At 61.4% G+C, this 19495-nt stretch carries 25 protein-coding genes; 6 read left to right on the top strand and 19 right to left on the bottom strand.

The window, feature by feature from the left end:
* Nucleotides 1-184: 184 nt before the first annotated feature.
* Nucleotides 185-700, bottom strand: a complete 516-nt coding sequence (locus LVD12_RS11225; RefSeq protein WP_237067801.1) for a macro domain-containing protein — start codon at nt 698-700, stop codon at nt 185-187.
* A 194-nt stretch (nt 701-894) separates the two neighbouring features.
* On the opposite strand from LVD12_RS11225, the gene LVD12_RS11230 reads away from it, so the two are divergent.
* Entirely contained in the window at nt 895-1977 is a 1083-nt protein-coding gene (locus tag LVD12_RS11230; protein WP_237067802.1) for a GGDEF domain-containing protein, read from the top strand.
* A 58-nt stretch (nt 1978-2035) separates the two neighbouring features.
* On the opposite strand, the gene LVD12_RS11235 is transcribed toward LVD12_RS11230, so the two are convergent.
* The 10 genes from LVD12_RS11235 to LVD12_RS11280 form a co-directional block, all read right to left on the bottom strand.
* Complete coding sequence (locus LVD12_RS11235; protein WP_237067803.1) at nt 2036-2803, bottom strand: outer membrane beta-barrel protein; 768 nt, start codon at nt 2801-2803, stop codon at nt 2036-2038.
* Between the two features lie 252 nt (nt 2804-3055).
* Entirely contained in the window at nt 3056-3832 is a 777-nt protein-coding gene (locus tag LVD12_RS11240; RefSeq protein ID WP_237067804.1) for an outer membrane beta-barrel protein, read from the bottom strand.
* Between the two features lie 291 nt (nt 3833-4123).
* On the bottom strand, nt 4124-4876 hold the full coding sequence (locus LVD12_RS11245) for a VIT1/CCC1 transporter family protein (protein WP_237067805.1): 753 nt from the start codon (nt 4874-4876) through the stop codon (nt 4124-4126).
* Nucleotides 4877-4990: 114 nt separating this feature from the next.
* Nucleotides 4991-5758, bottom strand: a complete 768-nt coding sequence (locus LVD12_RS11250) for a hypothetical protein (RefSeq protein ID WP_237067806.1) — start codon at nt 5756-5758, stop codon at nt 4991-4993.
* 113 nt (nt 5759-5871) lie between these two features.
* On the bottom strand, nt 5872-7029 hold the full coding sequence (locus LVD12_RS11255) for a PQQ-dependent sugar dehydrogenase (RefSeq protein ID WP_237067807.1): 1158 nt from the start codon (nt 7027-7029) through the stop codon (nt 5872-5874).
* A 146-nt stretch (nt 7030-7175) separates the two neighbouring features.
* Nucleotides 7176-9086: a DUF885 domain-containing protein gene (locus LVD12_RS11260; protein ID WP_237067808.1), complete on the bottom strand. Its 1911-nt coding sequence runs from the start codon at nt 9084-9086 to the stop codon at nt 7176-7178.
* Nucleotides 9087-9210: 124 nt separating this feature from the next.
* Nucleotides 9211-9714, bottom strand: coding sequence for an MgtC/SapB family protein (locus LVD12_RS11265; RefSeq protein ID WP_237067809.1), 504 nt, complete (start codon nt 9712-9714; stop codon nt 9211-9213).
* The gene (locus LVD12_RS11270; protein ID WP_237067810.1) at nt 9707-10549 is read right to left on the bottom strand and encodes a mechanosensitive ion channel family protein; all 843 of its coding nucleotides are present in this window, start codon (nt 10547-10549) and stop codon (nt 9707-9709) included. The genes LVD12_RS11265 and LVD12_RS11270 overlap by 8 nt, the downstream gene beginning before the upstream one ends.
* 69 nt (nt 10550-10618) lie before the next feature.
* On the bottom strand, nt 10619-11212 hold the full coding sequence (locus tag LVD12_RS11275) for a DNA-3-methyladenine glycosylase I (RefSeq protein ID WP_237067811.1): 594 nt from the start codon (nt 11210-11212) through the stop codon (nt 10619-10621).
* Between the two features lie 109 nt (nt 11213-11321).
* Nucleotides 11322-12356, bottom strand: a complete 1035-nt coding sequence (locus LVD12_RS11280; RefSeq protein ID WP_237067812.1) for an SDR family oxidoreductase — start codon at nt 12354-12356, stop codon at nt 11322-11324.
* A gap of 76 nt (nt 12357-12432) precedes the next feature.
* On the opposite strand from LVD12_RS11280, the gene LVD12_RS11285 reads away from it, so the two are divergent.
* Complete coding sequence (locus tag LVD12_RS11285; RefSeq protein WP_237067813.1) at nt 12433-12684, top strand: hypothetical protein; 252 nt, start codon at nt 12433-12435, stop codon at nt 12682-12684.
* Nucleotides 12685-12774: 90 nt separating this feature from the next.
* On the top strand, nt 12775-13212 hold the full coding sequence (gene dtd, locus LVD12_RS11290) for a D-aminoacyl-tRNA deacylase (protein ID WP_237067814.1): 438 nt from the start codon (nt 12775-12777) through the stop codon (nt 13210-13212).
* Here dtd and LVD12_RS11295 read toward each other — a convergent pair.
* Complete coding sequence (locus LVD12_RS11295) at nt 13119-14288, bottom strand: aminopeptidase (RefSeq protein ID WP_237067815.1); 1170 nt, start codon at nt 14286-14288, stop codon at nt 13119-13121. The genes dtd and LVD12_RS11295 overlap by 94 nt on opposite strands.
* Before the next feature lie 33 nt (nt 14289-14321).
* Here LVD12_RS11295 and LVD12_RS11300 point away from each other — a divergent pair, with 33 nt between their 5' ends.
* From LVD12_RS11300 to LVD12_RS11310, 3 genes are all read left to right on the top strand, one after another.
* A complete protein-coding gene (locus LVD12_RS11300; RefSeq protein ID WP_237067816.1) occupies nt 14322-14579 on the top strand; it encodes a hypothetical protein in 258 nt (85 codons plus the stop codon).
* Nucleotides 14580-14633: 54 nt separating this feature from the next.
* On the top strand, nt 14634-15023 hold the full coding sequence (locus tag LVD12_RS11305; protein ID WP_237067817.1) for an MliC family protein: 390 nt from the start codon (nt 14634-14636) through the stop codon (nt 15021-15023).
* Nucleotides 15024-15147: 124 nt separating this feature from the next.
* The gene (locus LVD12_RS11310) at nt 15148-15276 is read left to right on the top strand and encodes a DUF3149 domain-containing protein (protein WP_237067818.1); all 129 of its coding nucleotides are present in this window, start codon (nt 15148-15150) and stop codon (nt 15274-15276) included.
* 30 nt (nt 15277-15306) lie between these two features.
* On the opposite strand, the gene LVD12_RS11315 is transcribed toward LVD12_RS11310, so the two are convergent.
* Genes LVD12_RS11315 through ubiB form a run of 7 tightly spaced genes read right to left on the bottom strand, consistent with a single transcriptional unit; the run spans nt 15307 to nt 19495 of the window.
* Entirely contained in the window at nt 15307-15474 is a 168-nt protein-coding gene (locus LVD12_RS11315; protein WP_237067819.1) for a hypothetical protein, read from the bottom strand.
* A gap of 12 nt (nt 15475-15486) precedes the next feature.
* Nucleotides 15487-16230: a twin-arginine translocase subunit TatC gene (tatC, locus tag LVD12_RS11320; protein WP_237067820.1), complete on the bottom strand. Its 744-nt coding sequence runs from the start codon at nt 16228-16230 to the stop codon at nt 15487-15489.
* Entirely contained in the window at nt 16227-16745 is a 519-nt protein-coding gene (tatB, locus tag LVD12_RS11325; protein ID WP_237067821.1) for a Sec-independent protein translocase protein TatB, read from the bottom strand. The genes tatC and tatB overlap by 4 nt, the downstream gene beginning before the upstream one ends.
* A 15-nt stretch (nt 16746-16760) precedes the next feature.
* A complete protein-coding gene (tatA, locus tag LVD12_RS11330; RefSeq protein ID WP_237067822.1) occupies nt 16761-17027 on the bottom strand; it encodes a Sec-independent protein translocase subunit TatA in 267 nt (88 codons plus the stop codon).
* 49 nt (nt 17028-17076) lie between these two features.
* Nucleotides 17077-17433 carry a phosphoribosyl-ATP diphosphatase gene (locus LVD12_RS11335; protein WP_237067823.1) on the bottom strand — a complete coding sequence of 119 codons (357 nt, stop codon included), beginning with the start codon at nt 17431-17433 and terminating at the stop codon, nt 17077-17079.
* Nucleotides 17426-17842: a phosphoribosyl-AMP cyclohydrolase gene (gene hisI, locus LVD12_RS11340; protein WP_439651344.1), complete on the bottom strand. Its 417-nt coding sequence runs from the start codon at nt 17840-17842 to the stop codon at nt 17426-17428. Before hisI ends, LVD12_RS11335 begins: the two co-directional genes overlap by 8 nt.
* 42 nt (nt 17843-17884) lie before the next feature.
* Complete coding sequence (ubiB, locus tag LVD12_RS11345) at nt 17885-19495, bottom strand: ubiquinone biosynthesis regulatory protein kinase UbiB (RefSeq protein ID WP_237067824.1); 1611 nt, start codon at nt 19493-19495, stop codon at nt 17885-17887.

Consider the following 19495-nt stretch of genomic DNA (forward strand, 5'->3'; position numbering starts at 1 on the left):
AAAATTATCGAGCAGATCTCATGGCAAATGTGGTATTCACTGCGCAGCTTCCTATCGGAGGAAAGCGGCTACAGCGAAATTCTCCTTGCAGCACCAACACAATAAAAACCCACTGCGCGGGAGGGGGGGGGAGGCCAACGATAGTGCAGCGAGTGCGGTGAGCTGCCAAGAAGTGCCGCCCGAGTCAGGAATAGAATTGCCGCTCCACGCGCCGCCACTCGGCCAGCGCCGCGCGGGTGTGCAGGCAGACTGTCAGCTGCTCGAACTCGGTAGCCCTCGGCAGCAGGATTTCCAGGGCGCGGTGTGCGGCGATGCTGTGGGGAAAGCGGTTGGTACCGGCACCCAGTGCCGGGAATAGCAGTGTGCGGATGCCTTTCGAGGCTGCCAGATCGAGGGCGCTCGCATAGCACTGGCCCAGTTGCGCCAGCGCCCTCGAGGTCCACAGGTCGCCACTGCTCCACTGGGGCGTGACGGTATGGATCAGGTAACTGACCGGCAGCCCATAGGCCCGGGTGAGGCGGGCTTCTCCCACCGGGCACTCCGGCTGCAGGTCGCAGGCGGCCTCGAGAGCCTCACCGCCGCGATCGAAGATCTGCACCGATAGTCCGCGGCCGCGAATGAGGTGCTTGTGTGCCGGGCAGACCAGCCCGGCGGCGCGGATTGTCAGGATGTCACCACTTGTCAGTTTGAGCAATCTCACTACTCGCCGATTCCCTCGCCATACCCGCTGAAACTATAGCGCGCCGCTTTTGGTGCCGCGGATTAAACCCTTATACTGGGCAACTGCTTCCAGACCGGCCCCTGGGCCGCTGCCGCTACCAATAAGAATGCGCCGCCGTGGCAGGGCGGAACGGGCCAGGGGGTGCGACGGGCCCAGCTTGAACAGGGACCTTCATGAATTCAGGCTTACCCGGCAACACCTACGACCTGCCCAGCCCGCTGGAGCAGGCGCGCAAGATCGAGCTGCGTCGGCGCATCCTGGCGTCGGGCTATATGCTGATCTTTGCCATGGCCATCACCGGCGCCATGGCGTTGATGGCGCTGACCAATGGCGAGCTGTTGCTGTCGGGCGTGCTGTTCGGCATCGCCGGCCTTATCCTCGGCGCCTATGTGGCCATCAACCTGCTCGGCCAGAGCCGCAAGACACCGGTGCTGGTGGGCCTGCTGTTACTGGTGCTGTATTTCTACCTGCTGCTGTCCGGTGGCGTGAAGAATACCGGCCTGATGTGGGCGGTGACTCTGGTCCCATGCTTTATCAATCTCTATGGCTACCGTGCCGGCACGGCCACCCTGCTGGCGATCGGCGGGGCGACGGCGCTGATTCTGTTTTACCCGGAATTCCCCGGCCTGACTGCTGAATACGACACCGGCTACCGGGCACGCTTCCTCGCCGTGTTTGGCGCCCTCACCGCCCTGACGGCACTGCTGGATAGCAGCCGCCACCAGACCCAGCAGTTGCTCCACCATCTGACCGAGGAACTGGAAGCGCGGGCGAGTACCGATGCGCTCACCGGCCTGGTCAACCGCCGTGAAGCCTACCGTGCCATCAACGAGCTGGAGCGCCGCGACCAGCAGGCGGACGGTCGTTACACCGTGCTGATCGGGGACCTGGACAACTTCAAGGCCATCAATGATGAGCACGGCCATAGTTTCGGCGATCGTGTGCTGCGGGATGTGGCCCGCGTACTGCAGGAGAATACCCGCGTCGGAGATATCGTCTCCCGCTGGGGCGGCGAGGAATTCCTGATCCTGCTACCCAATACCGACCTGAATGGTGGCGGGGTGCTGGCGGAAAAGCTGCGGCAGAAAGTCGAGGCCCTCAGTGACTGCTATGAAGTACCGGTAAGGGTCTCCATCAGTTTCGGTGTCGCGGCGGGTAGTGCCGACGACAACACCCATGGCGAGTTACTGGCTGAGGCTGACGAGCGCATGTACCGGGCCAAGCACCACGGCCGCAACCGCGTCGTGGCGGTCTGACCCGGAAACGAAAAACGCGGCCCCGGGGAGCCGCGTCTCGCAATGGAACCTGACGGTCTCAGAAGTGCCAGCGCACGCCGCCTTCCACCAGCCAGCTTTCAGTGTTCAGATCGAAATCCGCCGGGAGCAGACTGGAGTCCACCTCGGCATCATCGGTCTCCCGCCAGCGCAGGCCGCCAAAGAAGGTCAGCTCGTCGCTGCACAGGTAGTTGATACCACCCATCAACTGCCAGGCAAACACGCTGTCATCGTCATCGATGACGCGGACATTGGACGGGTTGTAGTCCACATCCACCCAGGCGTTACCTGCACCCACACCGACATAGGGCTGCCACTGGCTGCCGGTATCCCAGTCGTAGTAGGCGTTGAAGAACAGGTAATCAGCGCTGAATTCACCCCTGCCGTCGCCCACCACATCGCCGACAGTGACGCCCAGCTCGGTGTCCAGCCCCTCAAGCAGCACTGAGACATCCAGGTCATCGATATTGCCGACACCTGCGACTCGCACATTATCGTGTGAGTCCACATCGTGCTCGGCATAGGCATATTCCACTTCAAAGCGGAAATCATCGACCTGGTAACCCAGGGCAAGGTTCACGCCCCAGCTGCTGTCGACATCGGTATTCCAGCGCACCCTGGTGCCGGAATCGATCATCACCATCACCGGGCCGCCGGTGAGGAAATCGCGGGTAAAGCGGCCATCGGTGTCCACGTCGTCCATGTCGTTGTAGCTGAGAGAACCGCCGACATACAGCCCATCCGCGTGGGCGCCGAACGACAGTGCGCTGGCCGCAATCGCAGTCAATAGAGTCCTTTTACGCAACATAATCACTTCCTGTTGTTTGGTTTGGGCAGAGATCCGTACGGTCTCCTTTAAACGATAGATCTTTACCCGCGGCGCCCGGGCACAATTAGGCGCAGAACTGCTGATTCTGGCGGGCTTTTGTCGATTGCGGGGTAGCGGAGGCGCCATTGCTGGCGGGGTAGATATGGCGTCCTGTACAGACTGCCTGAGAGTAAATCCAGTCGCGAGGCCGTCCATCCCTGGCACGGCCTCACGGATATTCCGGCGGTACGATTAGAACTGGAAGCGGGTGCCGATTTCGGCCACGAAAGTATCCATCTGTACCTCGAAGTCGGCATCGAACAGGTCTGCATCCACCTGGATATCATCGGTCTGGCGCCAGCGCAATCCGCCAAACAGGCTCAGCTGCTCGCTCATGGCGTAGTTGACACCACCCATCAGCTGATAGGCGAAAACACTGTCGCTGTCATCAATGATGGTCACACCGGACGGGCTGTAGCTGACGTCTACGGAGGCATTACCAATACCGGCGCCGACATAGGGCGTCAGTGCAGTGCCCAGGTCAAAATCGTAGTAGACATTGGCAAACAGGAAGTCGCTGTCAAACTCACCTTCACCCGCGGCCACCAGGTCACCGACACTCACACCCAGGTTGCCCGGCGCACCGCTCACCAGCACACCCGCATCCTCCCCGGTCAGGTCGATACCGGCAGCACTGACATTATCGTGAGATTCGACATCATTCTGCGAACTGGCGTACTCGGCCTCGAGCCGGAACTGGTTGATCTGGTAACCCAGGGCCAGGCTGAAGGTGGTGCCGCTGTCCACTTTGGTGTCCCAGCCGACATTGGTGCCGGCTGGCAGGGGGACACCGGCGGGAATGGTGGTGCCCGGTCCTGTCACGAACTCGCTGCTGAAGCTGCCACTGGTATCGGTATCGTCCATATTGCTGTAGCCGATATTGCCGCTCACATAGAGCCCCTCTGCACTGGCAGAAGCGGCAAATACAGAACCGGCGATTGCGCAGAACAATTGTTTTTTGCTGAACATGATTACATCCCTCAGTTGATGGTTTGTGCTTCGGGGGTACGGCACTTAATCGAGGGCGGATCACGACCGGCTTTCAGGAAAGTAAAAACTGTGAGCGCTGCAGAATTTTTGAGAAATAACCCCGAAAGGGCTAATCCGGATCAGTCAGAGCGCCGTAGGTGAGTCTTTATTGGCGCATGTGATAGTAGATATTTTTTTCCGACAACCCGAACGCGACCGCGGTCACCGCCAGGGTTATCGGCACTGGGACTAATGAATTCACTGTTATCGGTTGTCCCACATTCAATAACGTCAACCCATGAGCAAAGACCGCAACAGCCATCCGGTGAGGTAAGCAAGCGCTGCCGCGGCACCGCCCAGCAGTAATGTTTTCACTCCCGAGAACAGCGCACTCCGTTCACTACCCATGGTTTTCGCCATACCAATCAGGAAAAACATCATCCCGGCGAGCGTGGTACTGATCAGGAACTGGCTGCTGAGTTCGATCGCTGGCACAAGATACGGAAGCAGAGGGGCAGCTCCGACCAGCACGAATGCAAAAAAAGTGACCAGCGCGGAGCGAACCGGGTCGCCCTCTGCCTGGCCGATCCCATACTCCTCGTTAAGCATGGTTTCGATCCACAGTTTGCGGTTGCCGGTGATGGTGGAGACGATTTTCTCCAGCGTCTCTCCGTGGAAGCCCTTGCGGGCAAAAATCTGCCGAACTTCCTCGCGCTCACCCTCCGGCACCTTGACGATATGCTCTTCTTCCGTGCGCCTGGCGGCATCGACAAATTCACGCTGGGCATTGACCGCCTCATAGTTACTGACAGCCATGCTGAAGCCGTCGGCAATCAAGTTGGCAAGCCCCATGATCAGAATCACTGCCGCAGACATGCCCGCCCCGAAACCACCGGCGACGATAGCGAATGTGGTCACGCAACCGTCGATGGCACCCAGAACAAAATCAGAAGTATTCTGGGAAGGCGGCGGCTGGCGCAGGCGGCGGGCTATATTTTCCCGCCGGTGTGAACGGATCAGGGTCTCCGTTTCCCCTTTTTTCAACGCCGATTACCTCCCTGATTGGCTTCCGGAAAATGCCCCAAGCCGATGACACCGGCCAGAAGCACCCCTTGTCCGACCGGCATCCTGCGCCGACCGCTGAAAAACCTGAGAATCTTATCTGACGATAAAGCTGACCCGGTCGACACCGGTATTACCCGTGCGCGGGTCGTGGGCATAAATCAGTACCTGGTAGACCCCGGGACTATCCGGCTTGAGTTCTCCGGTAAAGGTATTGGTGTCGGCGAGGGACAGTGGAATGTTGGCGAAGTCGCGGCCATCTTTTTTCACCAGCGCTGCCACCTCCATCTTGCTGCCGTCCCATAAGCCACCGTCACTGATCGGACAACCACACATCATGACCACATTGGCGCGAACCTCGAATGGCGCATCGGCCAGAGCCGTATAGCGGTGGGTCTGCGGGCTCAGGACATCCACTACCAATCCCGGTATCTCCACGACCAGGCCCTCACCATCCAGATGTTTGCCAGGGACTAGCCAGACCTGTGTCTGTGCGGCGACGCGGGCTTGCTTCTTGATGTAGGGAGCCAGCACCTCGACCGTCACAAATACCGGCTCACTCAATTCCAGCGACGCGCGAAAAGCCGCAGCACCCTCGGCGATGGACTGATGGCGGCGATGGGGCTCCTTCATGATCAGGTCGGTATTGCCCGTACTGCCCTCGGTCAGGCCCTCGGCGAGGATCTCGCCACTCTCCGCATCGCGGATCCGGACCATGGCGCCGCCCATGGATGTGCCGATAAATTTGGCATCCTTGGACTTGGCCCGTACGACAATATCCGTGCTTTGGGTTTCGGCCACAGATGCCATTGGCAGCACCAGCAGGCACGTCAGCAGGAAGGTCATCAGCTTGATCGGTTGCATCCGGTTTCCCCTGTAAAAATTCATGTCGACACCCTGTGTCAGGTCGGGACATCGCGTATAAAAAAGGCCGGGATTGCCCGGCCTATTATGGCGATCCCCACTGGATCGGTCGGTTACTTCACCGGCTCCAGACGATAGAGGCCTGCATCGCCCTGGTCGTTCAGCAAGTAAATATAGCCGTCGGGACCCTGGCGCACATCGCGGATGCGGCCGAGCTGCCCGTCGAGCAACACTTCGGTGCCCTTGACTTCACTGCCATCAATGACGATGCGCAGGAGTTTCTCGCTGCCCAGTCCACCGGCCAGCAGGTTGCCGTGCCACGCGGGAAAGAGGCGACTGTCCACCTGGGCCAGGCCGGACGGTGCGAAGCGCCCCTCGTAGTAGTGCTTCGGCTGCTGCACACCCGGTACCGAAGGCTTACCGATGGCTTCGTCGCGGCTGTATTCCCTGGAACGGCTTGCCTTGGGCCAGCCGTAGTTGTTGCCGGCTTCGATCAGGTTCAGCTCATCGCCGCCGCGTGCCGCGTGCTCGCTGGCCCAAACCTGGTCATTACCGGTAACCACCAGGCCCTGGATATTGCGGTTACCGTAACTGAAGATCTCGTCCAGGCCGCGCTTGTCCCCGGCAAAGGGGTTGTCGGCCGGGGCAGCGCCTGTACCCGTGAGCCGCAGGACACTGCCGGCATGGTCCTCGATATCCTGGGCGCGTTCGCGCACCACGCCGCGATCACCGATGGTCATCATCAGGGTACCGTCCTCACGCCAGGCCAACCGCGAACCATAATGGCGGCCTGGCTGGGAGAAGCGGTCCTGCACGAAGAGCTCCTCGAACCCGGTCAGTGAATTGCCCTTCAGTTTCGCGCGCCCCATGGCGGTGGCGGTACCTTCTTTGCCACTGTTGGAATCCGCGGCCTTGGAATAGCTGAGGTAGATCCAGTCGTGCTCGCCATCGCCGTACTGCGGGTGCAGTACCACATCCAGCAGGCCGCCCTGGCCGACCGCAGATACTTCTGGAACGCCCTCCAGGTAGGTGACCTTGCCATCCTCCACCAGCGCCAACCGCCCCCGGCGTTCGGTCACCAGGAAGCGGCCATCGGGCAGCTGTGCCACTGCCCAGGGGTGGTGCAGGCCGGAAACCAGACGCACGATGCGGAAATCCTGCTTGTCGGTATCGATACGCTCCTCCACCACCTCAGCGGCCGTTGCCGCAGTGCCGGTGGCAAGTGCCAGCACTGCCAGAGACCGGCTGAGGAATTTGGCCAATCGGTTCATGTGTCAGATCTCCTTCGCTGAAGAGTGATTGCTGCCCCGGATGCTAATAGGCCGCCGGTCAAAACACAAAGCGTGCACTTTTTATGCGGGCACAAAAAAGCCGGGCGGATGCCCGGCTCTCTTTACGCAACGAGGCGCGTTTTCGATCAGCCCTGCTGGACGTCGGCGACCCAGCGGTTAACCCGCTTCTCCAGCATCGGCAGCGGCAGTGCACCGCCACCCAGCACGGTGTCGTGGAAGCCGCGGATGTCAAACTTGTCGCCGAGCTGCTTCTTCGCCTGCTCACGCAGTTGCTCGATCTTCAGCATACCGATCTTGTAGGAAGTGGCCTGGCCCGGCAGGGTCAGGTAGCGACGCACTTCGGAGCGCACGGCGCTCTCCGGAATGGCAGAGTTCTCGAGGAAATACTCCACTGCCTGGTCCTGGGTCCAGCCCTTGGCGTGCATGCCGGTATCCACCACCAGGCGGATGGCACGCCACATTTCGGCGGTCAGACGGCCGAAGTCTTTGTACGGATCTTCAAACTGACCCATCTCCTTGGCGAGCTTCTCGGAGTAAAGTGCCCAGCCCTCGATGTAGGGGGTGAAGTGCGCCTGGGTGCGAAACTGCGGAATACCCTCCAGTTCCTGCGCGATGGAGATCTGCATATGGTGGCCGGGGCTGCCCTCGTGATAGGTCACGGTCTCCATATCGGTGGTGGACAGGGCGCTCATGTCGGACATGTGCACGTAGTAGGTACCCGGGCGGGAGCCATCCGGGGTGCCGGACTGATAGTGCTGGGCACCACCAGGCACTTCGCGGAATGGCTCAACCCGTTTCACCACCAGCTTCGCCTTCGGCAGAATGCCGAAATACTGCGGCAGTTTCTTCTCGATGTCGTCGAGGAAACCGCGGGTCTCGGCCAGGTAACCCTCGCGTCCCTCGTCGGTGTTCGGGTAGTAGAACTGGTCGTCGGTGCGGATGAAGGTGAAGAACTCCTGCAGGTTGCCCTCAAAGCCAACCTGCTCCTTGATCGCCTCCATTTCCTTGCGGATGCGGGCCACTTCCATCAGGCCGATCTCGTGCACCTGATCAGCGGTGAGCTCGGTGGTGGTGTAGTTGGCCAGGCGATTGTCGTAGTACGCCTCACCGTTCGGCAGGCTGGAGGCACCTTGCGGCTCCTCACTGGCATTCTCGCGATCTTCTTTCAGCCAGGCGATGTACTGGTCATACACCGGTTTGAAGCTTTCCTGCAGGCTGCTTTCCACCTGCGCCAGCATCTGCGCCGCGGTCTCATCATTGATCTTGCCGTCTTTCTTCAGTGACTCGATCTTGCCCTTGGCATCGGCATAGATGGGCGCCTCGCCCTCACCGTCGAAGGGGGCACCGGTGGAGACTTTCTGCGCTCGCTCGATCGCCAGGTCATAGGCGAAACGCGGTGGGCGGATGCCATCTTTGGCAGACAGCTGGGCGCGCTCCAGCATCTGGCCCATGGCGCGGCTGATGCCGTCGATCCGGGCGATATAGGCCTGCATGTCTTCCTCGGTCTCCACCTTGTGGATATTGATCAGGAAGTTGGGCAGGGAGGCCTCCGGGCCGCCCAGCTCGCCGGCAAAATAGGAGTGGCGCTTGAACGGCTCAGCCGCCTTGGCCTGCTCGTACTGGAAAATCCACAGGTCGTAGGATTCCTTGCCGGCCTCGGTGAGGCTGTCGTAGTCGAAGTTGTTCTTCAGCTCGTCGACGGTCTTGGCCTTCCAGGCCAGCTCGCGGGCATCCGCCGCTTCACTCATGTCGTCGATCTGGTCGTACAGATCCTTGCGGCCCAGGTAACTGAGCTGCATCGGGCTGAACTGTAATTGCTCTTCATAGCGCTGGTTAAACCACTCTGTCAGGCGCGCCGTCTCTGCCGCGGGATCGGCGGCCGGGTCCATTGCCGGGGTGGCGGCCTCGGAGACCTGGGCGCTCTGGGCCTGTTGCGCAGCATCGGCAGCCTGATTCGGATCCTCACCCTGGCATCCACTCAGGATGGCCAGAGCCAGCAGGCTGGGGATTAGTGGGCTATGCAGCTTGGTTCGCATCTTGGTGCCTCGCTCAAAATATGCACAGAAAAACGGCGCTTACTTTGACACGAAACCGCGGAGGAGTCGATTGCAACGCCCCGGACGCCTACCCCTTGTGCGCCAAAGCGAGCATCCGGCGCGATCAGCTCTCGCTGGGATCACCCCCGGGCACCAGCGTTCGCCGGCGCCGCCAGCGCTGGTAGCGGGCATGGACGCCCCGCGTCAGCAGGGAGGAATAGTTCTCGAGCAGATCGACCCCGAGCAACACGAAGATCACCAGCCCGGCCAGCACCACGGCGGTGCCGGTAAATCCGAAGCCGATCAGTGTGCCGATGGCCGCCTGTACCCAGATGGTGGCGGCTGACGTCACCCCGACCACCACACCGTCGCGGGCCAGCATGACCCCGGCGCCGAGGAAGCCAATACCGGTGATCACCTGCCCCAGTACCCGGGCGCGGTCGGCACCGCCGCCGATGGACATAGCCAGGGCGGTGAAGGCGTAGGTGCCCAGCACGATCAGGATCGAGGTGCGGATCCCCACCGGCTTGCCCCGCAGCTGGCGCTCGAGGCCGATGGCACCGGCGCAGGCCATGGCGGTGAGGATGCCCGGCCAGCTCAAGGGGGCCACGGCAAAAAACTCATTCATGTACAGCTTTCTCTTTTGGCTTTTCTGCCACCTGATTGATGATATGCAGCTCCCGCTGCGGGAAGGGAATGCTGAGTCCCTCGCGTTCCAGTGCCGGTTTCAGCTGCTTCATCAGGGACCAGTAGACATCCCAGTACTCCTCGGTGCGGACCCAGGCTCGCATGTGCAGGTTCACCGAGCTGTCCGCCAGTGCGCGCACGGCGAAGCTGGGCTCGGGGTCCGGCAGGATACGCGGCTCATCGGCCACCAGCTGGCGCAGGACTGCCATGCCCTTGTCGATATCGTCGCGGTAGGCAATGCTGGCAATGATCTCGATGCGGCGTGTGGCGTTGCGGGTGTAGTTGATCAGGTTCTGGCCCCAGACATTGCTGTTGGGCGCAGAAATACAGAGCCCGTCCGGCGTGTCGATACGGGTGGTGAACAGCCCCACTTCGCGCACCGTCCCCATGGTGTCACCGAACTGGATGGTGTCTCCGACCCGGAACGGACGCAGGCCCAGCAGAATGAAGCCGGCGGCGATGTTCTGCAGCGTGTCCTTCAGGGCCAGGCCGACGGCGATACCGGCGGCACCCAGCAGCGCGACCAGGCTCGTGGTATTGACCCCAAAGCGATCGAGGATCACCAGCGCACCGATGACGTATACCGCCCACACCACCATGTTGCTCAGCACCGGGATCAGGGTGGCATCCAGTCGGCCGGACAGTCGCCGGACGCCACGGCGGGCCAGGCGTGCGGCGATATAGGTCAACAGCAGGATCAGCAGCGCACTGCCGAGTTTGAGGGCACCGGCGCTGATCAGCGGCCAGTACTGTTCGATGAGCGGTTGCAGGTCCATTGGTACCCCTCCTTTTTCGATGGACGTAAGCCCCGCAGCATACGTCATCTCACCGACTGCCGCAGCGGCTCAGAGTAGGTTTTTTGCCCGCGCCTCGTCCACGCACTGCCGGTGTCCCGGGCAGGAGAGCAGGTGGTCATTGACCATGCCCGTCGCCTGCATATGGGCATACATGATGGTGGAACCGACAAAGCTGAAACCCGCTTTCTTGAGCGCCCGGCTCATGGCATCGGACACCGGCGTGGTGGCCGGCACGTCGGCCATGGTGTGCGGCCGGTTGACGAGCACCCGGCCGTCCGTGAACTGCCAGAGAAAATCCGACAGAGTCTCCCCGCGCTCGCGCAGGGCCAGATAGGCGCGGGCGTTCTTGACCGCCGACTCCACCTTCAGACGGTTGCGGATGATGCCGGGATCCTGCAGCAACCGCTCGATCTTCGCCGGGGTATAGCGGGCGATGCGCTCGGCATCGAAACCGTCGAAGAGGCGGCGGTAGTTCTCCCGCTTGTTCAGTACCGTGATCCATGACAGGCCAGCCTGGGCCCCCTCGAGGATAAGGAACTCAAACAGCCGGGCATCGTCGGTGACCGGGCGGCCCCACTCCTCATCGTGGTATTGCCGGTAGAGCGGTGTGGACAGGCACCAGTCGCAGCGGTTTTCACCCATGACGTTGCTCCGGATCCGGCCTGTTACTGGGCACCAGAAAAGAAGTAATGCTGGATCAACTGCAGCACTAACAGGGTCATCACCAGCAGGAAAATAATATTGCCGCGGTTCACGCCGACACCTCCCCGGTTTCTTTCTTCACAGTGATTTTCGCCACGTTGGCCGGCAGCAGATCCTGCCCGATCAACCAGTCGCGACTCTCCTGCAGCATCGTTTCCAGTGGAACATCGCCCCGGTAGCCCAACTCCCGTCGTGCCTTTTCGCAGCTGGCCGTGACCCGCCGTGTGATCAGCGCCGCCTTCTCCGGGGTAATCCGCGGTTCCTTGCCGGTAACACGCGACAGCAAATCGGAAACCTGCCCCACCAGATGAATCACGGCGGCAGGCGTGGTGCGCCGGGGGACCGGCTTTCCCAGCAGCCGGGCAATGGTGCCGAAGAACTCGAGGAAACTGGCATCGATGCCGGCGAGGATGTAGTTCTCACCCGTCCGGCCCTTTTCGAAAGCCGCGATGTGCGCCCTGGCCACTTCCGCAGCGTGACAGAATGAGCCGTTGCCCGGTGGCACCCCCGGCAACTGATCGTCCAGGATCAGGAAAAATGTCTGCGCCCAGCTGCTGGTGTCATATTTACCGACGATCGCACAGGGATTCAGGAAAACCGCATCCAGGCCCCGGTCAATTTCCTCACGCACCGCCAGCTCCGCCCGCTTCTTGGTGTAGAGATAGCCATAACGCGGGTCATCCGCGAGCTGCGGGCTCTCCTCATCGATGGGTTGATCCTGATAGCCATAAGCGGAAATGGAACTGGTCACCACCATGCGACCGGCCTGCTTCCGGCGTGCGACCCGGGCGAGATTGGCCGAGCCCTCGACGTTGTCCCGCCACTGCTGCGCGCGGCCTCCGCGCCACATGCTGGTATTCGCCGCCACATGAAACACCGCATCCACCTGCTCCGGCACCGCCCGCTCCAGGGAGCCCATATCACCGAGACTTCCGGGCACCAGGTGAGCACCGAGGGACTGCGCCAACCGGGTATCCGATCCCTGCCGGTGCATGGCGGTAACCCGCCACCCCTGCGCAATGAGCTGCTCGATCAGGTTGGCGCCGAGAAACCCGGTACCGCCGGTGACGAAGGCGTGTTTCATGCTGGAGTAACCTCGAAAACGTGACAGTCGCTGGAAAACTGAAGGGCGATTCCGTCAGTTTCCAGCAAAAACCGGTTTGAAGGAAATTCTTGAAGTCCGCCCCATGCCATACCAACGCAAGCGGGTACTTATTGCAACCAAGCCGATGGCAACCGACTTGCCATTTCAGCGCTCACCCGGGCACGGCAACGCCGTCGCCTGCCGGGAATTAACTGCGGGCCAGTTTTTTTCGACCGCACGCCAGAACTTTTTCCATGCGGAAATTTTTCATCGACCAGCCATCCAGCACGATGATCGCCAATACCATCCACTGCTCCTGATGCCGTGAGCTCGAGTTTTTTATCCACGGACAGTTGGGTAACCTAGGGCATTTTACCGGCCCGCGCCACAGGGCAGCGGGATCAAAGGAGATCGTGTAGTGAAGGGGTTGATTCAGCGGGTGCGGCACGCCCAGGTGGACGTGGACGGGAAAACGGTCGGCGCCATTGAACGCGGTCTGCTACTGCTACTCGGTGTAGAGGCCCGCGATGACCGCGCTACAGCCGACAAACTGCTGCAGAAAGTGTTGCATTATCGCGTGTTCGGCGACGAGAGCGGACGCATGAACCTCAATGTGCAGCAGGCTGGTGGCGGCCTGCTGGTGGTCAGCCAGTTCACCCTCGTTGCCGATACGGCGCGGGGCCTGCGGCCCAGTTTCAGCAAGGGTGCCAGCCCCGCACAGGCCGAGGGGCTCTACGACTACTTCGTCGAGCGTGCCCGCGCTCAGCTGTCCCCGGTTGCCTGCGGCATATTCGCCGCCGACATGCAGGTCTCGCTGTTGAACGACGGACCGGTGACGTTCCTGCTGGAGTCCTGATAGGCAGACGCCAGTGCATCCAGTCGCCGGTCTCGCTCTTTCTTGTCCAGCTTACCCAATCGCTCGGTGGCACGGTAAAAGTCCTCCCAGCCATCGCTCTGCCGATAGAGCTGCTGAAACGCCGGCACCCGGGTCTGGTACTCCGAGACCAGGGCCAGGGTCGCGTTGTTGGTTTTGTCGATATAGGCCTTGTAGCGATCCGGGTAGGCCCAGCCGGCGGAGAGCGCCCGATAGCATGCCCGCAGCCGCGACAGGGTCTCTTCCTTGCGCTGGCGCTGGATTCCCACCGGCAGGTCGCTGTCGTAAATCGCCTCCAGCTGGCGCCGGGTAGTCATCATCAGCGCATTGACCGCTTTTGCTTCGGCAATCCGGTTGGCCGCAGGCCCGTCGATTCCCTGCCGACGGCGCCAGTCCGGCAGGGCCAGCTGTGCCACCGCCGTGGCGAAACTCTCGTTGAACTGGGTGTCACCAGAGATATATACCCGGCGGTGGGCCAGCTCATGAAACAGGAGCCCCGCCAGCCGCTCCGGTGGCCAGTGCACAAAGCTCGACATGACCGGATCATCGAACCAGCCCAGTGTGCTGTAGGCCGGCACCGGGCCCAGATAGACATCGAACCCGTCGGCAGCCAATTCCTGCGCCTTGTTTCGTGCCCAATCCTTGCGGAAATAGCCGCGGTAGCTGGCACAGCCGACGATGGGATAGCACCAGCGCCGGGGCTTGAGAGAAAATTCCGGCGCCGCCAGCACGTTCCAGATGGGATAGTCGTCTTCCAGCTTGACGTAGGCGCCGTATGCCCGCCCCACCGGTAACTTCAGCTCTCCGGCGGCATATGCCCGGATTGCCTGCACCAGCGCCAGCTGCTGCTGGAGCTTGTCGTCGGTATCCTCGGCGGTGGCTATTTTTTCGATCGGCTCCCGCGCCGCGAGGATGCGCATTTGCCCCGTGGCTGCCTGGGCGTAATATCCCGCTGTCTCGCAGCCGCCGAGCGCGGTGGTGATGAGCAGGACGGCAAGCAGGCGCCATCCGCAAATGCCCTTGTTGTGCTCCCTGCTGCTATACAATTGGTGATCCATTCATTCTTCTGGTCAGTTTCAGGGAGGGCAGCCATGGAACCGGCAGCCGCCGCCAATGGAATACCACCCGTGGCCGCCGTCTTGACGGTGTTTGCGCTGGTGTTCGCCGTCATCGGCTGGTTGCGCCTGATCCTGGCCGGGTTTCGCGAAGGCACGCTATTCGGCCTCGCCGCCCTTTTCCTGCCGCCGATAGCCCTGATTGGCCTGGCGCCCCAGTGGCAGCGGCACCGGGAGATCTATTACCTGGTCCTCGGCGCGCTGGTTTTCATCAGCATAGCGGGAATTTTTTAGCTTTCCCGTGCTCAAAGCCGGGTAACTTTTGCAAGACAATACACTGGATCGTTCATGCTACGCCGTGTCTCTGCCACCCTGCTGCTGGCTGTCCCCCTCCTCCATGGCTGCGAGGGCGGCAGTCGCCAGATCGACACCCAGATACGCACCGTCAACTATGAGTGTGGCGATGGCACTCGGCTGCAGGTCAAATATGGCAAGCCGGAGAGCGGCCCTTCGATGGCCATGCTGACCTTCGATAACAAGCTGGTCCCCATGCACCAGGAACCGGCAGCCTCCGGTGTCCTGTTTGTCGCCGACAAGGGGCACCCGGACTATCGCTGGCATACCAAGGAAGACTCCGCCGCGCTCTCCCTTCGCAAGAGTGGCGAACGGGAATTTGAGGTGATCCTGTACGACTGCCAGAGCATTCAGCATGGCGCCACAGGCGAAACCCGCTCCTGAGCGCACTGGCCTGACCCCACCTGCAGAACAGCCCGGATTGAACGACGGTTGATCCAGGTCAATTGGCGCCTGCGGCCCGGCCCTACACTGGTTGTGTTCAATGACCACTGTTGGAGCGAGCATCATGGCAGCACTTATCGACCTTTTCACCAGCTTCTCTGGCCTTCTCAGCCTCGGCATCATCGCTTTTGTGTGCCTGATGGCGACCTTTATGACCCGCATGGTATTGCGCAAGATGCACGAGGGCGCGTGAGCCCCGGCCCGATAACGGGTGATGAGCCTCTCAGTAACCGCAGGCGAATGCTTCTGCGGTAGCGCCGGTAAAGTGACCGCGCTGCAGGAACAGCAGTGCCTGCCGGATCGCTTCCGGGTTCGCCATGATTTCGCCCCGGGTCAACGGCAGCGTCTTGATACCGGGTTCGAACGGCGCCGGACCGAGCTTCGGCGGCACGCAATGCCGGTCTCAGCCATCCGTCTCCTCTTGCGCCGGCTTTCGCTTGATCCAGCGGCCGATCAGGATTCCAAGCTCAAACAGCAACCACATGGGAATCGCCAGCAGCGACTGGGAAATGACATCCGGCGGTGTCAGCAGCATGCCCACCAGGAAACAGCCGACGATGACATAGGGGCGCTTTGAAGCCAGGGTCTTTGCATCGACGGCACCACTCCAGATCAGCAACACGGTCGCGATGGGTATTTCGAAAGCAAAACCGAAGGCAAAGAACAGCTTCAGCACCAGATCCAGGTAGCGGCTGATATCCGGCAGAACCTTGATATCGGAGTGGGCAGAACTGATGAAAAAATCAAACAGGATCGGGAACACCACGAAATAGGCGAATGCCATGCCGGCATAAAAGAGCACCACACTGGAAACCAGGATCGGCATGGCCAGGCGCTTTTCATTTTGATAAAGGCCCGGGGCGATGAAAGCCCAGGCCTGGTACAGCACATAGGGAATGCCGAGGAAAAACGCCAGGATAAAGGTGGTCTTGAACGGGGTGAAAAATGGCGAGGTCACCTCGGTGGCGATCATGCCTGCGCCCTCGACCAGGCGCTCCTGCAGCGGATCGGCAACGAAGTCATAAATCTGCGATGCGAACGGCACCATGCAGACAAAAATCACCACCACCACCAGCAACGTCTTGAGCAGACGATCGCGAAGTTCGATCAGGTGGTCGATAAACGGCTGATGTTGCTGTTCGCTCATGAAGATTTGTCTTCGTCCCTGGGTGAGCGTCGCTCGTCCTGGTCTTTGAAATGATCGGGATGATCGGGGTTGAACTCCGGATCACCGTGATCATGCAGGTGCTCGGGGTACTCGGGATCCTCCAGTTCCTCCTCATCCTCCGGCAGGTGCTCCGAGTCGCCCATTTGCCGCTCGTCCTCCGGCAGGTAGTCGGAGGCCTCGGCGCGGGAGGTTTCCGGCAACTCGATCTCTTCCCCTTTGGGCTGGCTCTCTGCCAGAGGCTCGCGCACTGACGCCTCCAGTTCGCGCCGACTCTCTTCCAGCTCGCGGAGGATCCGCTCGTTGTGCAGTTCGCGGCGGATATCATCGGCACCCACTTCACGCTCGAGCTCCTCGCGCGCATTGTGGAGCGTGCGCTTGAGGCCCGACCACCAGCGGGCCGTGGTGCGCACCGCATCCGGCAGGCGCTCCGGGCCCACCACCAGAAGACCGACGACAGCGACCAGCAGCAACTCGAAAAAACCGATATCAAACACGCGCGCGCTCTCGGCTTACTTGTCCTGGGACTGCTTGTCTTTTTGCTGTGTAGACTCGGACTTGGGCTTGTCCGCCTCATCGTGTTCGAGGCGCTTGGTTTCCTTGGTCTTGCCCTCATCGTCCTCGCCGGCCTTGTCCTCATCCTTCATGGCTTTCTTGAAGCCCTTGATGGCACCACCGAGGTCACCGCCGAGATTTTTCAGCCGCTTGGTGCCGAAAAGCAGCAGCACGATCACCAGAATGATAAGCAGCTGCCAGATACTGATACCGCCAAAACCCATAACTTACTCCTTCAAGATCCAGTTGTTTCGGTGCCGTAGGCGCCGTTCGCTATTGTTGTTGCCCTTGCTCCTGCGTGGCCGTGCGAGCGGCTTTTTCTTCCAAGCCGGAGAGGCCGAAACGGCGCCCCAATTCGCGCAATACATCCTGTGAATCCGCCCCCAGGTGAGAAAGCATCACCAGGGAGTGAAACCAGAGGTCGGCAGTCTCGGCAATCATCGCCTCGCGGTCGCCACTGCGCTCGGCGTCCTTCGCCGCGAGGATCACTTCCGTGGCCTCCTCGCCGACCTTCTCGAGAATCTTGTTCAGCCCCTTGCGGTGCAGGCTGGCCACATAGGACGCCTCCGCATCGCCGGAGCGCTTGCGGCTGTCGAGTACCGCATCCAGTTCACGCAGCAGGTCATTCATAAATGTCGTCCGGATTCTTGATGACTGGCTGGTTGACCCGCCACTGGCCCTGCTCCAGTACCCGGTAAAAGCAGCTGGTGCGGCCGGTGTGACAGGCAATTCCACCACGCTGCTCAACCAGCAGCAGCAGGGTGTCGCCATCGCAGTCGAGGCGTATCTCGCAGATCCGCTGCTCGTGGCCGGAGGACTCACCCTTGCGCCAGAGTTTGCCGCGCGAGCGGGACCAGTAGACCGCCCGCCCCTCGCGGGCGGTCAGCTGGAGTGACTCAGGGTTCATCCACGCCATCATCAGGACGCGGCCACTGCGGGCATCCTGCGCAATGGCGGGTACCAGCCCGTCGTCATTCCAACGTACGGCGTCGATCAAATCCTGTGTTGTCGAAACCTCTGTCACTGCTTTGCCTGTCACGTATCTCTTGATTGTAGGTGGCTCACGGACGCCGGTCGGCTGTCAGGGCCACAGTGCCAACGTCAGTGCTGCCACCGCCATGGCCCACCCCGCCGGCGGCATGGCCGCCAGCCATTGCGGAGCGGCCAGCGCTGCGGCCCCCGCCGCCAGCACTACCGCCGCTGCCCGACGCAGGTAGCGGCTGCGCCCGCGGCGGTTGGTGGATTCCAGCGCGCTGCCAATGGCCTGCAACTGGGGCGCCAATTCCCGCGACTGATCCAGTGCTGAGTACACCATCTGCGGCAGCTGGGGAAATTTCTCCAGCCACTCGGGGCCATAGCGCTTGATCTCGCCGAGAATGGTGCGCGGATGAATGCGGTCGCGCATCCAGCGCTCCAGAAATGGATGGGCAGTCTTCCACAGATCCAGCTCCGGATAAAGCTGGCGACCGAGCCCCTCGATGTTCAGCAGGGTCTTCTGCAACAACACCAGCTGCGGCTGTACTGCCATGTCGAAGCGGCGCGCGGTCTGGAACAGGCTGATCAGCACGCGGGCAAAAGAAATTTCCCCCAGGGGTTTTTCGAAAATGGGCTCACAGACGGCGCGGATCGCCGACTCGAAGGTATTGATGGGTGTGTCGGCACGCACCCAGCCACTCTGGACGTGCAGCTCTGCCACCATGCGATAGTCGCGGCGGAACATCGCCAGCAGGTTGCGGGCCAGGTAGTACTGGTCCTCCCGCGACAGGCTGCCGACGATGGCGGTGTCGATGGCAATGTACTGGGGCCGCTCCGGATGCTGGCGGGACACGAAGATGTTGCCCGGGTGCATATCGGCATGGAAGAAGTTGTGCTCGAACACCTGCTTGAAGAAGATCTCCACCCCGCGCTCGGCCAGCAGCTGCATATTGGTGTTCTGGGCCCGCAGCTGTTCCAGGTCCGTGACCGGGATGCCGTCGATGCGCTCCATCACCATCACCGTCTCCCGGGTGTAGTCCCAGTGCACTTCGGGCACGTAGAGGAGCGGTGAGCCGGAAAAGTTGCGCTTGAGTTCGGTGGCATTGGCCGCCTCGCGGACCAGGTCCAGCTCCCCCTCGATGGTGTGACGGTAATCCTCTACCACCTCCACCGGACGCAGGCGACGACCGTCCGGCACGTAGCGGCGGATCCAGCGGGCAATCACCTTCAGCAGGCGCAGGTCCTGCTCGATCACCTTATCAATGCCGGGGCGCAGGACCTTGACCACCACGGACTCGCCATTCGGCAGCACGGCCCCGTGCACCTGGGCCACCGAGGCGGAGGCCAGTGGCGTGCGATCGAAGTGGGCAAACAGACTGTCGATCGGAGCTTCCAACGCCGCCTCGATGCGGGCGATGCACTGGTCTGTGGGGTAGGGGGCCACATTGTCCTGCAGGTGGTTGAGCTCCTCCACCACATCCGGCGGCAACAGGTCCGGCCGGGTGGACAGCAGTTGTCCGAACTTGACGAAGATCGGCCCCAGCGCCTCCAGCGCGCGGCGCAGACGTGCTCCGCGGCTCAGCTTCGGCTCCGGCAACAGGCGCAGAGGCGACCAGAGAATCCGCATCCACAGCGGTCGCTGCCGGTTCGGCAACAGCGTATCGAGGCGGTAGCGCAGGAAGACGCGGGCAATGGTGAGGCTGCGGGCTGCCGGCAT

This window comes from Microbulbifer guangxiensis (assembly GCF_021729075.1).
GTDB lineage: Bacteria > Pseudomonadota > Gammaproteobacteria > Pseudomonadales > Cellvibrionaceae > Microbulbifer > Microbulbifer guangxiensis.

Coding starts and splice junctions, on each gene's coding strand:
- LVD12_RS11235 (WP_237067803.1), bottom strand. CDS start 2,803: ATGTTGCGTAAAAGGACTCTATTGACTGCGATTGCGGCCAGCGCACTG.
- tatC (WP_237067820.1), bottom strand. CDS start 16,230: ATGAGCGAACAGCAACATCAGCCGTTTATCGACCACCTGATCGAACTT.
- LVD12_RS11265 (WP_237067809.1), bottom strand. CDS start 9,714: ATGAATGAGTTTTTTGCCGTGGCCCCCTTGAGCTGGCCGGGCATCCTC.
- LVD12_RS11250 (WP_237067806.1), bottom strand. CDS start 5,758: ATGCAACCGATCAAGCTGATGACCTTCCTGCTGACGTGCCTGCTGGTG.
- LVD12_RS11335 (WP_237067823.1), bottom strand. CDS start 17,433: ATGAATGACCTGCTGCGTGAACTGGATGCGGTACTCGACAGCCGCAAG.
- tatA (WP_237067822.1), bottom strand. CDS start 17,027: ATGGGTTTTGGCGGTATCAGTATCTGGCAGCTGCTTATCATTCTGGTG.
- ubiB (WP_237067824.1), bottom strand. CDS start 19,495: ATGCCGGCAGCCCGCAGCCTCACCATTGCCCGCGTCTTCCTGCGCTAC.
- LVD12_RS11270 (WP_237067810.1), bottom strand. CDS start 10,549: ATGGACCTGCAACCGCTCATCGAACAGTACTGGCCGCTGATCAGCGCC.
- LVD12_RS11275 (WP_237067811.1), bottom strand. CDS start 11,212: ATGGGTGAAAACCGCTGCGACTGGTGCCTGTCCACACCGCTCTACCGG.
- LVD12_RS11310 (WP_237067818.1), top strand. CDS start 15,148: ATGGCAGCACTTATCGACCTTTTCACCAGCTTCTCTGGCCTTCTCAGC.
- LVD12_RS11295 (WP_237067815.1), bottom strand. CDS start 14,288: ATGGATCACCAATTGTATAGCAGCAGGGAGCACAACAAGGGCATTTGC.
- LVD12_RS11300 (WP_237067816.1), top strand. CDS start 14,322: ATGGAACCGGCAGCCGCCGCCAATGGAATACCACCCGTGGCCGCCGTC.
- LVD12_RS11240 (WP_237067804.1), bottom strand. CDS start 3,832: ATGTTCAGCAAAAAACAATTGTTCTGCGCAATCGCCGGTTCTGTATTT.
- LVD12_RS11280 (WP_237067812.1), bottom strand. CDS start 12,356: ATGAAACACGCCTTCGTCACCGGCGGTACCGGGTTTCTCGGCGCCAAC.
- LVD12_RS11230 (WP_237067802.1), top strand. CDS start 895: ATGAATTCAGGCTTACCCGGCAACACCTACGACCTGCCCAGCCCGCTG.
- LVD12_RS11255 (WP_237067807.1), bottom strand. CDS start 7,029: ATGAACCGATTGGCCAAATTCCTCAGCCGGTCTCTGGCAGTGCTGGCA.
- LVD12_RS11260 (WP_237067808.1), bottom strand. CDS start 9,086: ATGCGAACCAAGCTGCATAGCCCACTAATCCCCAGCCTGCTGGCTCTG.
- LVD12_RS11305 (WP_237067817.1), top strand. CDS start 14,634: ATGCTACGCCGTGTCTCTGCCACCCTGCTGCTGGCTGTCCCCCTCCTC.